Origin of the sequence: Streptomyces sp. NPDC088747 (genome assembly GCF_044751025.1) — a bacterium.
GTDB lineage: Bacteria > Actinomycetota > Actinomycetes > Streptomycetales > Streptomycetaceae > Streptomyces.
Genome location: NZ_JBIVKZ010000003.1, coordinates 575,129 through 588,829, shown reverse-complemented (window position 1 = coordinate 588,829; position 13,701 = coordinate 575,129). Strand labels below are relative to the sequence as shown.

Below are 13,701 nucleotides of genomic sequence, written 5' to 3'. Positions count from 1 at the left end.
TTATCCCTGTCCCGGGACTCCCGCTCCGGTCAGTGCGACGAGGTCTCCGTCACGACGCCGGCACGGGCTCCGTCACGACGCCGGCACGGGCTCCGTCACGAACCGGACCGACGCGTCCAGCTTCCGGGCCAGTGCCTGCGCCTCCTCGGCGGTGTCCGCGCCGACCGCGATCAGCGCCACGCGGTTGCCGACCGAGCGGTGCGGCTCGATGACGTCGCCCACCGACACGGTCAGTTCGGAGTGGATCACGGACGGGTGGGCGATCACCTCGTCCCAGCCCTCGATCGCGGTGAGGCGTCCCGGGGGCGGGGTGAGGAAGCGGATCGCCGAGCCGCGCATCGGCTTGAGGGCGTCCCGGTCGACGGGGCGGCCCAGGACGTCGTCGAAGACCAGGCCGAACCACTCCAGGCCGGGGATGACATGGGGGAGCATGCGGTGGATCCAGCCGCCGGCGTTGCGGATGTGGACCTCGCCGAGGACGACACCGCCGGTGGTCCACCACAGCTCGACGTGGAACTGGCCGTAGCGCAAGTCCAGGGTGGTGAGCGCGGCGGAGACCTGCTGTTCGATCTCCTCGCGCTGCGCGTCCGGCACGATCGCCGGGATGACGTACTCGATCTCGAAGAAGTTCGGCGGCGGCAGCAGTTCCTTCGAGGTGAGGGCGAGGATGTGCGGAACCCCGTCGAGGAAGACGCCCTCGGCGCTGTACTCGGGGCCCTCGATGAACTCCTCGACGATGAAGGCGGCCTTGTCCGGCAGGAAGTCGAGCGCGGCCGGCAGCTCGTCCGCGCCGTCGACGCGGGTCACGCCCTCGCTGCCCATGGCGTCGCGCGGCTTGACCACCCAGGGGCCGGTGGAGTGCGTGAGGAAGTCGGCCGCCTCCCGCTGGTCCGCGCAGACCCGGAAGAGGGGCTGGCGGAAACCGGCCGCGGCCAGAGCCGCGCGGGCCTCGTCCTTGGTGCGGATCCGGTGCACCGCCTGCGGCGGGTTGCCCGCGACGCCGAGCGCGTCCGCCACCTCGGCGACCGCCTCCTGCGCCATCTCCCGTACGCCGAAGACGATGTCGAACCGGTCCCCGGCCGCGACCCGCTCCCGGGCCCAGGCCGCGCTGGCGCCGCGCTCCGCGAAGTCCACCGCGGACACCGCGTCGGCCTGCGCCGAGATGGTGGGGGTGGCGGCGATGGTGGCTTCCTGGTTGGTGACGTGGACGCGCAGGCCGCGCGCGCGTGCCTGGGTGAGGGCGTCCGTCACGACGTCCACGGCGAGAGTGGCGTCCCCCGCTCCGCCGACGAAGAGGAGTTGGGGGCTGCTGGTCGGCTCGGCCATCTGTGCTCCTGTGGTGGTGGGTTGAGAAGGTCGGGGACGGGGTCAGGGCGTCAGCAGCAGCTTGCCGGTGGTGGCACGGCTCTCCAGCAGGCGGTGCGCCTCGGCGGCCTCGCCCAGCGGGAGGGACGCGTGGATGTGCGGCTTGAGGACACCGTCGGCGACGTAGCCGAAGACGGCGGCCCCGGCGGCGCGCAGTGTCTCGGCGTCGTACACGTGGTCCTTCATGGTGGGCCGGGTCAGGAACAACGAGCCGCCGCCGCGCAGCAGTTCGATGTCCAGCGGGGGCACCGCGCCGCTGGAGAGGCCGCAGATCGCGAGCGTGCCCCGGCGGGCGACGCTGCGCAGGCTGGTGAGGTAGGTGGCGGCGCCCACCGAGTCGTAGACGACCTGGGCGCCCTTCCCGTCGGTCAGTTCGCGGACCGCCTCGTCGAACTTCTCGTAGCCGACGGTGTGCCGGGCACCCGCCTCGCGGGCGATCCGCTCCTTCTCGGGGCTGGAGGTGACGGCCACGACCGTCGCCCCGCGGGCCGCGGCCAGTTGGACGAGCAGCCGGCCGAGGCCGCCCGCCGCGGCCAGCACCACCACGGTCTCGCCCTCGGCGACGGCGTGCGTCTGGTGGGTCAGGTAGTACGCGGCCATCCCCTGGAGGGTGACGGCGGCGGCGTCGGCCAGGTCGACATCGTCGGGTACGGGGATCAGCTTGGCCTCGGGGACCACGGTGTACTCGGCGTACGCGCCCAGTTGGGTGGCGTACGCGACACGGGCGCCCGGGGCGAACGCCGTCACGCCGGCGCCGACGGACTCGACCACTCCCGCGCCCTCCTGGCCCGGGGTGAAGGGGGCCTCGGCGGGATAGGTGCCGTTGCGGTAGTAGACGTCGATGAAGTTGACGCCCGCGGCCGTGTTGCGGACCAGGACCTGGCCGTTGCCGGGTACGGGTGACTCGACCTCCTCCGCGCGGAGTTCGGAGGCGTCGCCGGGCTTGGTCACGCGGATGGACTGCATGTTCTCTGCCAACTCCTGGATTGTGCGGGGGTGCTGTGACGTGCTGGGGTGCTCAGGACGGGACGGCCGGGCTCTCACCGAAGACGTTCAGGAAGTGGTTGATGTCCGAGGTCAGGCCCTTCACCATGTCGCCGAGCCGGCTGCCGTCCGCCGCTTCGAGGCCCTGTTCGTTGAGCCTGCGGGTGCGGGCCGAGAACGGCAGTGATCCACTGGCGAAATAGCGTATGGCACCGTCGGCCGCTCGGCGCGGAATGACCTCCGAGCGGGCGTAGCGGCTGGCGCTGAACGGGATGTCGAGCCGTCCCTCCTCGAAGGCGGTGGCGACGGACTTGTAGAGGTCGCCGGACGCGAGTACGGGTTCCACGATCTCGGCCACCTCGCGCAGGATCAACTCCCTTTCGCGCCCTATTCGTTCCTCGTCGAGCTGGATGAAGTCCAGCAGCGGGGAGTTGGCGCGGGAGGCGAGCAGCAGCCCGTCGATGTTGGCGCGGGTGTCGGGGATCCCGTACGCCTCCAGGTACGTCTTGGTGATCAGCTTGGTGGCGCCGCCGAGCCGGGCGACCAGGGCGCCGTACAGGATGAGGTCCTCGGCATGCGAGCGCTCGCGGGGGAAGACGCCCATGAACTCGTGCAGTACGGCGTGGACTTCGACGTCCTCGGGCAGATAGCGGGCCGCGAGCGCCGGGACCGCCCGCAGTGCGGCCACGTCCTGCTCGAAGTGGCCGCCCTGCGGATACGCCACCGAGATGCACTTCACGCCCTCGCGAGCCGCCGCCACCGCCTCCAGGACGCTGATGGCGAGGGAGATCGACGGCGGCACGAGCACGGCGGTCAGGGTGCCGAACAGCTCCCGGTCCACGACGAGTCCGCGCCGCGCGAGGTCCCCGCACAGCGCGTCGACCTCCTGCCAGGCGGCCAGCGACTCGCTCAGCGGAACGGCCTTGGAGTAGGGCAGGTTGTAGGAGATCCCGCCCCCTTCGAACGAGGTGATGCCCGACGCCACCGACGTACGGAACAGCAGCCGCGCGTCGGGCGAGCCGTGCCGGACCTCCAGCGGCGCCCGCACGGCCTCGTTCAACTGGCGCCCCCTGAGCCACCCGTGGGTGACCAGGGGGTAGCCGTTGAGGTCAGCCGGGTTGCGCAGCAGCGCCGCCCTGGCGTTGTCGAACCGCTTGAGCCGGGTGTGGGAGTCGATGGTGAGCGTGAGGATGTCCGGAGCGGCATGCCGCTCCAGGTCCTGCAACAGCGTCGTCATCTGCGCGTGCGAGCCGACCCCGCAGCGTGGCTGCAGCGCGATGCGCCCCTCGGCGCGTGCGGCGTGCAGCACCTCGGCGGCGGTCGGCTTGCCCAACTCCCGCATATAGGTGAGGGATTCGTCCAGTGTGGGCAGGTCGGGCGGTTCGGGCGGAGTGACGGGGTCGGTCATGAGGCGACGGCGGGGCTGGCCAGGGCGCGTTCGCGCAGCTCGTCCAGGGTGGCCGGCAGCAGCTCGGGGTCGGACAGGATGACATCGACCCCGAGCTGCCGCAGTCGCTCGATGTCGGCGCTCTCCTTGTGGCTGCCCACGGAGAGGTTGCCGCCGAGGATGACGGGGCAGTCCAGCAGGCCCTGGGCGCGGGCCGCGGGCAGTTCCTGGAGATCCTCGTACGCGTGCCCGTTGAGGCTGCCGATGATCACGGCCTCGGCCTCGGGGTGCTCGGTACGCGCTTCGGCGAACTCGGCGACCGGGGTGCAGGTGCCGAGGTTAACGACGTGGAATCCCTGGGCGCGCAGGGCGTGGGCGATGAGGTGATTGGCCACGACGTGGCTGTCGCTGGCGGCGACGCCGAGGATGACGGTGCGCGTCTCTTCTGCCTGTGGTGCGAATTCGTGCCGCATGGATAACCCCCGGTGGACTATGGGCGGATGGCGCAGTGACTAATCGTCGAAAGCCGCGAACAATTCCCGCTTGCTGACCTCGCGCAGACGCTTGATGTCGAATTCCTCGGAGTCGGCCACGGAAAGGGAGTCGAAGACGAGGTTGATCGCGGGGACCAGCCCCCACGCCTGCTTGTACGGACCCCATCCCGGGCTTCCCCGGTCGGCGTCCGCCTGCCGCTCGAAGATGTAGTTCGCCCATTTCGGCGTGGACGGATAACGGTGGTGGAAGTCGTGCACCACGGTGTCCCCGGTGAGCACCAGATAACGCGACGGTGCGTGCACGAACACCATACGGGCGGTCCAGCCGAACCACGCCGCCGTGCGTCTCAGGAACGGCAGATCAGGGGAAGGTGCCGGCTCGCCGATGAATATCGCGTTGGTGAGACTCCCGAAGTACTCCTTGCCACGCCGCACTTCGAGATGCGGCTCGGGAAAGGTGTGCTTCACGCACAGCCGCAGGGTGTTGCTCACCTGGAACAGCGGGAGCAACGGCACGAACCAGACGATCAGCAGCGCCTGCCAGGTGCCCGTCGCCACGGTGCCCGCCACCGCGCCGCCGTACAGCGTGAGACTGATCGCCTTCTCCGCCGGGGCGGAGTCGTGCCAGAACGAACGGGCGCGCGCCACCGTGAAGTTGAGGTGGAACCACGGCGAGAACAGCTTGCCCAGGACCCGGCGCCACATCTGCCGACGGGTCATCCCAGGACGCAGGCTCAGGCTGACCAGGAACGCCTGGACAGTGGGGTCGCGGAGCGTCATGTGGTGGGCGGCGTGGTGATCGCTGACGTGCTCGCGGCTGTAGCGGGCGAAGTTCTGGATGATCAGCAGGCTCGAGGTGGCCCGGCCGATCACCGTGTCCAGGCGCCGCTTGCGGTACATGTTCCGGTGCGAGCACTGGTGGTAGATCATCATGCGCAGGTTGCGCATGCCGTGCAGGGTCACGGCCCAGCCCGGCAGCAGGAGAAGCAGCCAGAAGCCGCCGAGGATCAGCGCCGTGGAGCTGATCGCGACGCCGAGTGCCATGGAGAGCGCGGCCGTCGCGAGATGAAATCCGGGTGTCCACCAGGACAGGGCTTTCTGCCCTGCGAGGGGTTTCCCGGTAAAGAGGGTCAGTGGGTACTGGGTGAACCGGGGCAGAGCGCGCATGGTTTCGCGAGGATCCAGGTAATCCGCAATGCCTTCGGTTCGGAAGCCACTGTCGATGGCTGCCATCGCACTCCTTGAGGTCAGGGAGTTTGTGAGTGCCTGAGATCGGTTCGGTGCGCCGATGATCCTGACAGGCACTCGCCGGTAAGGTCAACCTTTTTCAATCGTCGACTGAACGCGTTCATCATTGCGTCGGGGGAACTGTGAAATCCACGTGAAATCGCTTCCGGAGAACCGGTATTGAGCATTCCGAAAGGCGTGCTGAAGCGGCTCTTGACCCGGTGGCCCGTGGATCCGCGGTTTTGTTCCCGTCCATCTGTGCCTTCGTGGGTCCGTCGTTCGTGGATCCACTGTTTCCGGTCAATCACTTGATGCCGGCGGTCTTGAACCGGTCCGTTCGGACTCGGTCAGGACTCCGCCGCGGGTGCTTTCTCCGCGCTGATCGTCTGTTGCTGCTCAGGCAGCTCGCGCCGGGTGCGCACCGGGGAGAGGAACACCGGGATGAAGGCCGTCGCCACGAACGCCCCGCCCACCCACAGCGTGGCGTGCACGCCGATCAACTCGCCCAGCACGCCGGAGATCGCGGCGCCGATGGCGAGCGCCCCGGTGAGCAGGAAACGGAAGGTGGCGTTCATACGGCCGAGCAGCGAGTCGGCGGTCATCCGCTGGCGCAGGCTGACGCCGAGCACGTTGTCCATGCCCACCTTGAACATGGCGAGGAACCAGCCCGCTCCCGCGACGAACAGCCAGAACCCCCGGTCGACCAGCGGCACCAGGAGCCCCGAGGGCGCCAGACAGAGCCCGGCGATGCCCAGGGTGCGGCCGAAGCCGAGGCGGGCCGCGACCGGCCGGGCACATCGGGCACCGAGCAGCAGACCGGCCCCGCCGGCCGCCCAGAACAGGCCCAACGCGCCACCGGAAAGGCCCAGTTCACGCACGAAGTAGATCGGCAGCATGGTGTTGATCACGGACGAGCCCAGGTTGCCGAGGGCTGCGGTGAGCGCGAGGGCCCGCAGCTCCCTGTTGCCCAGGACGTGCCGTACCCCCTCCCCGATCTGGGCCCGCAACCGGGTGCTCCGGCCGGCCGGTGGCGCGGCCGGCGCCGGGGTCCGCCGCAGGAAGAGCAGGGTCAGGCCCGACGCCAGATGGGTGCCGGCGCTGAAGAGCACCGCCGCGGGTGCCGCGACCAGCGAGACGAGGCCGCCGCCCGCGCCGCGACCGCCCACGTTCCCGGCGGCGATCAGGGTGTTGATGTCGGCGTTGGCCCGGACGAGGCTGTCCCGCCCGACCAGTTGAGGCAGCACGCTCTGCGAACCCACGTCGAAGAAGACCGTGGCACAGCCGTTCAGCAGGACGACCACGTACAACTGAGCGAGAGTGAGGGAATCAAGCCAATATGCCACCGGCACGGTCAGCTGGAGCAGCGCCCGGACCAGGTCGGCGACGATCAGCACCCGGCGGTGGCTCAGCCGGTCCACCCAGGCGCCGGCCGGCAGGCCGATGACCAGGAACGCGATCGTGCTCAGGGTGGCGAGCGCGCCGACCTGACCGGGGCTGGCGTCCAGCGCCGTGACGGCGACGAGCGGGACGGCGACGTAGCTGATGTTCGCGCCGAGCTGGCTGAGGGCGGATGCGGTGAACAGGGTGCGGAAATCGGGTATCCGCCAAGGGGAGTTGGGCTGCATGGTCCGTTCATCCGGTCGTCGGTCCGCGGGCGCCGTTGTGCGGCGGCCCGTCAGGTGGGGAGCCGCGGCCGGAGAGGGTCGGTGGACCCTCCGGACGCGGGTACCTGCGTGGGGCGCAGGCTGTTACCGGTCTGCGGGCAGTGTCGTGAAACACGCGGTGGGGGAGGCCGGCCGGCGACAGAGTCGGCCGGCGAGAATGGCCGATTCCGGCGACATACTGGCCGGAATGTTATCCGTTATTGCGTCAACCACCGGTGTTTCCTCCCCCTCGTCCAGGCCTCGGGCGCTGCCCGAGATGTCCAATTCTCCAGAATGCCAGTGGCCTCGGACGGTGCGGCCCGGAGCCATTTCATACCGTGTTCACACAGGTTCGGCGGTCGGTGTCCCATACTGCCGGTGGCCGGATGGGCCGGTTATCGATCGTCGGCCGGATACGTCCGTCGGCAAGGATCAACGATATCCGGGCGGTTAGGCAAGTGGATGTGACCGAGGCGTGTCGCCCTGGCGCGATTGCGAACATCGGACGAACGGTTGTCCGTAACTCGTTGACACGGGCCGAGAGTTGCGTGATCGTCTAGGTGGAGCCGGGGGGTGCCAGACTCTCCCCTTGGCGCGTTTCGGCGTACGGGAGAAGTCGAGGGAAGCATTCCTCTTGAGGAAGTAGCCATTCCTCTTGTCGGGGGTCATTGCCTCTTACGTGTCAACCACTCCTGTTTCGCCGTGGCCGAAAACCAGTCGGCTTGTTTTGGCATGGCGTTTTACCGAGCTACCCCCACAAGGGCCCTGCTCGTTCAGGGTCACCAACCCGGAAAAGCCAAGGAATAGCAAAGTGACAGCACGTACTGCGCTCTTGATCGGTGCCGCCGGCGGAATCCTCTCGGAGGTGGCCCGAGGTCTTGCTGAGGAAGGGAATCCGCTCGTCCTCTTCGACCGGAACGAGGAGGCGGTCTCCCGTCTCGCCGACGAACTCGCCGAACGGACAAAGGTCGAGTTCGTCGTCGGCGACATCACCGACATCTCCGCCGCCGAGCGGCAGCTGACCGAAATCGTCGAGCGGCACGCGCCCTCCGTTCTGGTCAACGGGGTCGGCGGGGACACCCGGGTCATCGGGTACGCGGACCTCACCCGCGACCACTTCGAACAGACCCATCTGGAGAACGTGATCAGCACCTGGATCGCGGTCAAGGTCTGTGCGCCGCGGATGGTGGAGGACGGCTACGGCCGCATCGTCAACTTCGCCTCCGCAGGTGGGCGTACTTACAGCCACTTCAACAACGCCGCCTACGTCGGCGCGAAAGCGGCCGTCATCGGCATGACCAAGCAACTGGGACACGAGCTCGCCGGCACCGGCGTGGTGGCCAACGTGGTCGCCCACGGGCCCATCGCGACGGCCCGGGTCGCGGGTGCCTTCGAGCGCCGGGACGAGGCGGCCAAGAAGGCCGTGCTCGCCGCACTGCCGATGGGCCGCTACGGCACGGTCGCCGAGGCCGTCGGCAGCGTGCTGCACCTGTGTTCCGAGAGCGCCGGCTACTCCACTGGCTCCGTCATCGACATCAACGGCGGCCTCTACATGTGATCCACGATCGACCCCGCCGCGTGGAGCCGAAAAGCCGTGCGGCTTCTTCGTGATGGGCGCGATTCCCCGACGCCCGTCCCCGGTGCGCGGTCTCCGGAAAGCGGGTGCCGGGGCGGCGGGAAGACACAGTACAAGGAGCTTGGTGTGACGAAGTTTGTCGTCGAATTCGAGTACAACGTCGACCGGGCGGGCCGGCAGGGCCTGCATCCGGCACACGCCGAGAATCTCTACCGGCTCGCCGAAAGCGGCGTACTGCTGCTCGGCGGACCCCTCGTCGGCGAGAACGCGGGACTTCTTCTCTACGAGGCGGAGAACCGTGCGGAACTCAGGCGGATTCTCGACGAGGAACCCTATGTGACGGGTGGAGTCGTCGCGGACATCCGGATCCGGGAATGGAGCCCCGGAAAGGGGAGTTGGGTGGCCGCACTGGACGCCCGGTCGCCGGAACTCACCGGCACCGCACCTGGTAACGGCACGGAAGGGGCCAGCTGAATATGCCTTCGTTCGATCAGGCTTCGTTGCACGCGGGCATTGCCGATCCCGAGATGGATTCCATGCGGATCCTCAGCGAGACGGCACTGCGGTTCCCCGACGCGCTGTCCTTCTCGTCGGGAGCTCCCTATGACGGGAACCACGACCTTTCCGGACTCACCTTCTACATCGACCGCTACATCAAGCATCTGCGCGACCGGGGCATGCCGGAACAACGCATCACCCGGCTGCTTTTCCAGTACGGACCCGTCAACGGCCTCATCCAGGACGAGGTCGCCCTGATGCTGAAACGGGACGAGGAGATCGACGTCCCGGCCGAGGCCATCATGATCACGCACGGGTTCCAGGAGGCCGCGCTGATCGCCCTGCGCGGACTGTTCGCCTCGCCCGACGACGTACTCCTCGCGGTCTCGCCCGCCTATGTGGGCATCCGCGGCGCGGCCCGCATGCTCGACATCCCCGTACGGGGAATCCTGGAGGGCCCGGACGGGCTCGACCCGCAGGCCGTCGCTGAGGCGGCACGCGCGGTACGGGCCGAGGGGAAGCGGGCCGCCGCGCTCTACCTGGTGCCGGACTTCAACAACCCCTCCGGGACGGTGCTGCCCCGCGCGGCCCGCGAACGGCTCCTCGAAGTCGCCGCCGAGGAGGACTTCGTGATCCTGGAGGACAACCCGTACGGGCTCTTCGCCCGGGACGGCGAGTCGCAGCCCACCCTGAAGGCCCTGGACACCGAAGGCCGGGTCATCTACCTCGGTTCCTTCGCCAAGTCCGCCTTCCCCGGCGCCCGGCTCGGCTATCTGGTCGCCGAGCAGGACGTCACCGACGCGTCGGGCGCCGTCCGCACCCTCGCCCAGACCCTCTCCAAGGCCAAGGCGATGTTCACGGTCGGCTCCTCGACTCTCTCGCAGGCGGTGATCGGCGGCTATCTCGTCGAGCACGACCACGATCTCCGGTCCGCGACCCGGGAGTTGGCGGTGGTGTATCTGGAGCGTCTGGACGCGACGCTGGCCGCGCTCGGCGAGCACTTCCCCGCCGGGGCCGGCCACGGGGTGAGCTGGAACACCCCGCGCGGCGGGTTCTTCCTCACCCTGAAGGTTCCCTTCACCGCCGACCTCGCCGCGATGGAGCGGTCCGCGCGGGAGTACGGGGTGAGCTGGGCGCCGATGAGCATGTTCTACCTCGAAGGCGGCGGCGACCGGGAGATCCGCCTCGGCTTCAGCAACCTGGCGCCCGAAGCGATCCGCGAGGGCATCGCACGCCTCGCCCGCTTCATCGAGGCGACACCCCGAGACCTACCGGACGCATCCGAAGGACAGGCATGAGCACCCCGACACCCACCGCCGTCGTGGTCGACGGCTACTCGGCCGGAAACTTCTACCCCGCCGCCTTCACCGCGGCCGGCGCCCGCGTCATCCATGTGCAGAGCACACCGGAACTCATCCCCACGATGCTCGCGCCCGACCTCACCGCCTACGCGGAGAACATCATCGCCTCCGACGAGGCGGAACTCGTGGCGCTGCTGCGGCCCCACGACCCCGTCGCCGTCATCCCCGGCCAGGAGTCCGCCGTCCAGCTCGCGGACCGGCTCAGCGAGGCGCTCGGCGTCAAGTCCAACGGGACCGCGCTGTCGGCGGCCCGCCGCGACAAGTTCGAGATGATCGAGGCGCTGCGCCGGGCCGGGGTGCGCTGCGCGGACCAGTTCAAGAGCGACGACGCCGCGGCGGTCGTCAAGTGGGCAGAGGACCGCGGGAGTTGGCCGGTCGTCGTCAAACCGCTGAGCTCGGCCGCCTCGGACGGCGTCTTCGTCTGCGAGTCCGCCGACCAGGTGCGCGACGCCGCCGAGCACGTGCTCACCGCCCAGGACATCTTCGGGCGCGCCAACACGGAGGCCCTCGTACAGGAGTACCTCAAGGGCACCGAGTACGTCGTCGACACGGTCAGCGGCGACGGGCACCGGTTCGCGTGCGGCGTCTGGGAGTACGAGAAGACGCTCCTGCCGTCGGGCCAGAACATCTACAACCGGGACATCCTGATCTCTCCGGACCAGGAGCCGGTGCCGGCGCTCATCTCCTATGTGCACGAGGTGCTCGACGCCCTCGCTGTGTCCTGGGGCCCCGCGCACGCCGAGGTGATCGTCACCGAACGCGGCCCGGTCCTGGTGGAGATCGCCACCCGGCTCAACGGGCAGCTGAACCCGGGCTTCCAGGAGCTCTGCCTCGGCCACGACCAGGCGGGGCTGACCGCGCGGGCGTACACGGACCCGGAGGGCTTCGCCCGCGTGTACGGCGGACGCGTCTACCGGAAGCTGCGGTCCGCGTACAGCTACAACACCCCGACCACGCTCGACGGGACCGTCGCCGCCGTGGACCAGGAGACCGTCGCGGCGATCGACGCGCTGCCGAGTGTCTTCCTGACGAGCGTCAAGTACCGGCCGGGGGCCCGCATCCGGCCGACCACCGACCTGCTGACCGCGGCTCTACGGATCTATCTCACCGCCGACGACGACGAGACCCTCGTCGCCGACTACGAGGAGGCGCGCCGGCTCAAGGACGGGGTGTACCGGCTGGAGGAGCCCGCGCACTGACGTCAGACCCGAGCAACGCACCCCCTGTCGCCTGAACCATCTCGCTGGAGGACACCCGTGCACAGCCGTATCGGCATCTTTCTCTCCCCCGTTCACGAGACGGGCCAGGACCCGCATCTGGCGATCCACCGCAACCTCGACCTCGTGGAGCACGCGGACCGCCTCAACTTCGACGAGGCGTGGTTCGGCGAACACCACACACTGGGCTGGGGACTTGTCGGCGCGCCCGAGACGCTGATCGCGGCGGCCTCGCAGCGGACCCGGCAGATCCGGCTCGCCAACGGTGTGGTGCCGCTCTCCGGCCACCACCCCTTCCACGTGGCGAGCCGCGCGGTCCACCTGGACCACCTCAGCCGGGGCCGGTACATCCTGGGCGTCGGACCCGGAGTGCCGTTCGAGTCCGGGCTGTTCGGCCTGGACGCGAAGGAACAGCGCAAGCGGCTGGACGAGGCGCTGCCGACCGTCCTCGAACTGGTCAACGGGGAGGAGCGGGTAACCCAGAAGACCGACTGGTACGAACTCCGGGACGCCAAGCTCCAGTTGCCGCGCTTCGGCCCCGGTCCGCTGGAGGTCGCCGTGGCCACCTCGGGCACGTCGGTGACCAGCCCCCGGCTGATCGGACGGTACGGGCTGAGCATGACGTCGTTCGCCCTGCCCTTCGCGCTGCTCACTCCGGGCACCCAGGAGCACATCGGCCTGGCCCAGCAGTGGAAGCACGCGGAGGAGGCCGCCGCCGAGTACGGGCAGACCATCAGCCGCGACGCCTGGCGCATCGCCCTTCCGGTCCACGTCGCCGAGACCAGCGAGCAGGCCTTCGCCGAGGTCCGCGAGGGCTACGACCGCTGGCTGTTCGAGTACTTCAAGAAGGCGGCGGGCCGCGACGTGCTGGCGCCCGGCGCGTCCAGGGAACGCGCCCTGGAGGCCCGTGTGGAGGCCGGCGGCGCGCTCGTCGGCTCGGTCGACGAGGTGGTCTCCGGGATCCGCCGCCTCCAGGAGGCGACCGGCGGCTTCGGCACGCTCCTGGTGTACGTCGCTGACTGGACGTCGTACGAGAACACCAACCGCAGCCTGGAACTGCTCGCACGGCACGTCGCGCCGAGGATCACCGGTTCCGCCGCCCGCCCGCAGGAGGCCGTCGACTGGGCGATCGCCGCCAGGGGCCGGTAGCACACCCCGCGCGGGACAGGCGGCCCGGAGAACCCGGGCAGGTCGCGTCAACCCACGCCCGGCCGACCCCGGGAGCAGCCGCGTCGGCCGTCCGGTGATCCCGGACGGCCGCCGCCCTTCCCTTTCGGAGATCCGAGTGGAAGCACCGCACGTACTGGAACAGCACGCGCCGCACCGACAGCCGCCCTCGCAGCACCCGCCGACAGAGCAGCACTTGCCCTCCCCGCACTCGCCGTCGCAGCTCACGCCGGAACAACGGCAGACGCCGGGACGACGTGTGGCCGAGCAGGCCGGTGCGGGTCAACCGGCTCTGAATCAGCGCGAGTTCAGGGACATCCTCGGGCGCTTCGCCACCGGCGTCGTGCTCGTCACCGCGCAGACCCCCGGCGGCCCCGCCGGTATGGCCGTCAACTCCTTCACCTCCGTGTCACTCGACCCCCCACTGGTCGCCCTTTGTGCGGCGCACACCTCCACGACCTGGCCGGCCATCCGGGCCGGCGGCAGCTTCGCGGTCACCATCCTCGGTGACCAGCACGCCGACCTGTGCCGCCTGTTCAGCGAACACGGCGCCGACCGTTTCGCCGGCCGGGAGTGGGCGCGCAGCCCGTCGGGGCATCCGCTGCCGGCGGACGGTGTCGCCTGGCTGGAGTGCCGGCTCGCCGCGATCCATCCGGCGGGCGACCACGAACTGGTCATCGCCTCGGCAGGCGAGGGAGCCGTGACGGACACGGCGAACCCCCTCGTCTTCCACGCCGGGCGATTCCGCGGGCTGGTGGTCTGAATGCCTCCGCCCCGCGCCG

General features: G+C 69.5%; 12 protein-coding genes. 6 read left to right on the top strand and 6 right to left on the bottom strand.

Annotated elements, in window-relative coordinates; genetic code table 11:
- Window positions 1-72: 72 nt before the first annotated feature.
- The 6 genes from ACIP79_RS10990 to ACIP79_RS10965 all read right to left on the bottom strand — a co-directional run bounded on the left by ACIP79_RS10990 (window position 73) and on the right by ACIP79_RS10965 (window position 7,082).
- Entirely contained in the window at window positions 73-1,326 is a 1,254-nt protein-coding gene (locus tag ACIP79_RS10990; RefSeq protein WP_401221949.1) for an ATP-grasp domain-containing protein, read from the bottom strand.
- 42 nt (window positions 1,327-1,368) lie between these two features.
- Window positions 1,369-2,343, bottom strand: coding sequence for a quinone oxidoreductase family protein (locus ACIP79_RS10985; RefSeq protein ID WP_401221948.1), 975 nt, complete (start codon window positions 2,341-2,343; stop codon window positions 1,369-1,371).
- 40 nt (window positions 2,344-2,383) lie between these two features.
- Window positions 2,384-3,757, bottom strand: coding sequence for a methylaspartate mutase (locus tag ACIP79_RS10980; RefSeq protein ID WP_401221946.1), 1,374 nt, complete (start codon window positions 3,755-3,757; stop codon window positions 2,384-2,386).
- Window positions 3,754-4,209 carry a cobalamin-dependent protein gene (locus tag ACIP79_RS10975; protein ID WP_401221944.1) on the bottom strand — a complete coding sequence of 152 codons (456 nt, stop codon included), beginning with the start codon at window positions 4,207-4,209 and terminating at the stop codon, window positions 3,754-3,756. The genes ACIP79_RS10980 and ACIP79_RS10975 overlap by 4 nt, the downstream gene beginning before the upstream one ends.
- A gap of 39 nt (window positions 4,210-4,248) precedes the next feature.
- Entirely contained in the window at window positions 4,249-5,397 is a 1,149-nt protein-coding gene (locus ACIP79_RS10970) for a fatty acid desaturase (protein WP_401221943.1), read from the bottom strand.
- A gap of 407 nt (window positions 5,398-5,804) precedes the next feature.
- Complete coding sequence (locus ACIP79_RS10965; RefSeq protein WP_401221941.1) at window positions 5,805-7,082, bottom strand: MFS transporter; 1,278 nt, start codon at window positions 7,080-7,082, stop codon at window positions 5,805-5,807.
- 829 nt (window positions 7,083-7,911) lie between these two features.
- Here ACIP79_RS10965 and ACIP79_RS10960 point away from each other — a divergent pair.
- The 6 genes from ACIP79_RS10960 to ACIP79_RS10935 all read left to right on the top strand — a co-directional run bounded on the left by ACIP79_RS10960 (window position 7,912) and on the right by ACIP79_RS10935 (window position 13,682).
- On the top strand, window positions 7,912-8,658 hold the full coding sequence (locus tag ACIP79_RS10960) for an SDR family NAD(P)-dependent oxidoreductase (protein ID WP_383683241.1): 747 nt from the start codon (window positions 7,912-7,914) through the stop codon (window positions 8,656-8,658).
- Between the two features lie 144 nt (window positions 8,659-8,802).
- Entirely contained in the window at window positions 8,803-9,150 is a 348-nt protein-coding gene (locus tag ACIP79_RS10955; protein WP_401221938.1) for a YciI family protein, read from the top strand.
- A gap of 2 nt (window positions 9,151-9,152) precedes the next feature.
- Window positions 9,153-10,472 carry a PLP-dependent aminotransferase family protein gene (locus ACIP79_RS10950; protein WP_401221936.1) on the top strand — a complete coding sequence of 440 codons (1,320 nt, stop codon included), beginning with the start codon at window positions 9,153-9,155 and terminating at the stop codon, window positions 10,470-10,472.
- Window positions 10,469-11,734 (top strand): ATP-grasp domain-containing protein, encoded by a 1,266-nt coding sequence (locus ACIP79_RS10945; RefSeq protein ID WP_401221934.1) that lies wholly within the window; start codon window positions 10,469-10,471, stop codon window positions 11,732-11,734. Before ACIP79_RS10950 ends, ACIP79_RS10945 begins: the two co-directional genes overlap by 4 nt.
- A 57-nt stretch (window positions 11,735-11,791) precedes the next feature.
- The gene (locus tag ACIP79_RS10940) at window positions 11,792-12,901 is read left to right on the top strand and encodes an LLM class flavin-dependent oxidoreductase (protein WP_401221933.1); all 1,110 of its coding nucleotides are present in this window, start codon (window positions 11,792-11,794) and stop codon (window positions 12,899-12,901) included.
- A 277-nt stretch (window positions 12,902-13,178) separates the two neighbouring features.
- Complete coding sequence (locus ACIP79_RS10935) at window positions 13,179-13,682, top strand: flavin reductase family protein (protein WP_401221931.1); 504 nt, start codon at window positions 13,179-13,181, stop codon at window positions 13,680-13,682.
- Window positions 13,683-13,701: the final 19 nt, after the last annotated feature.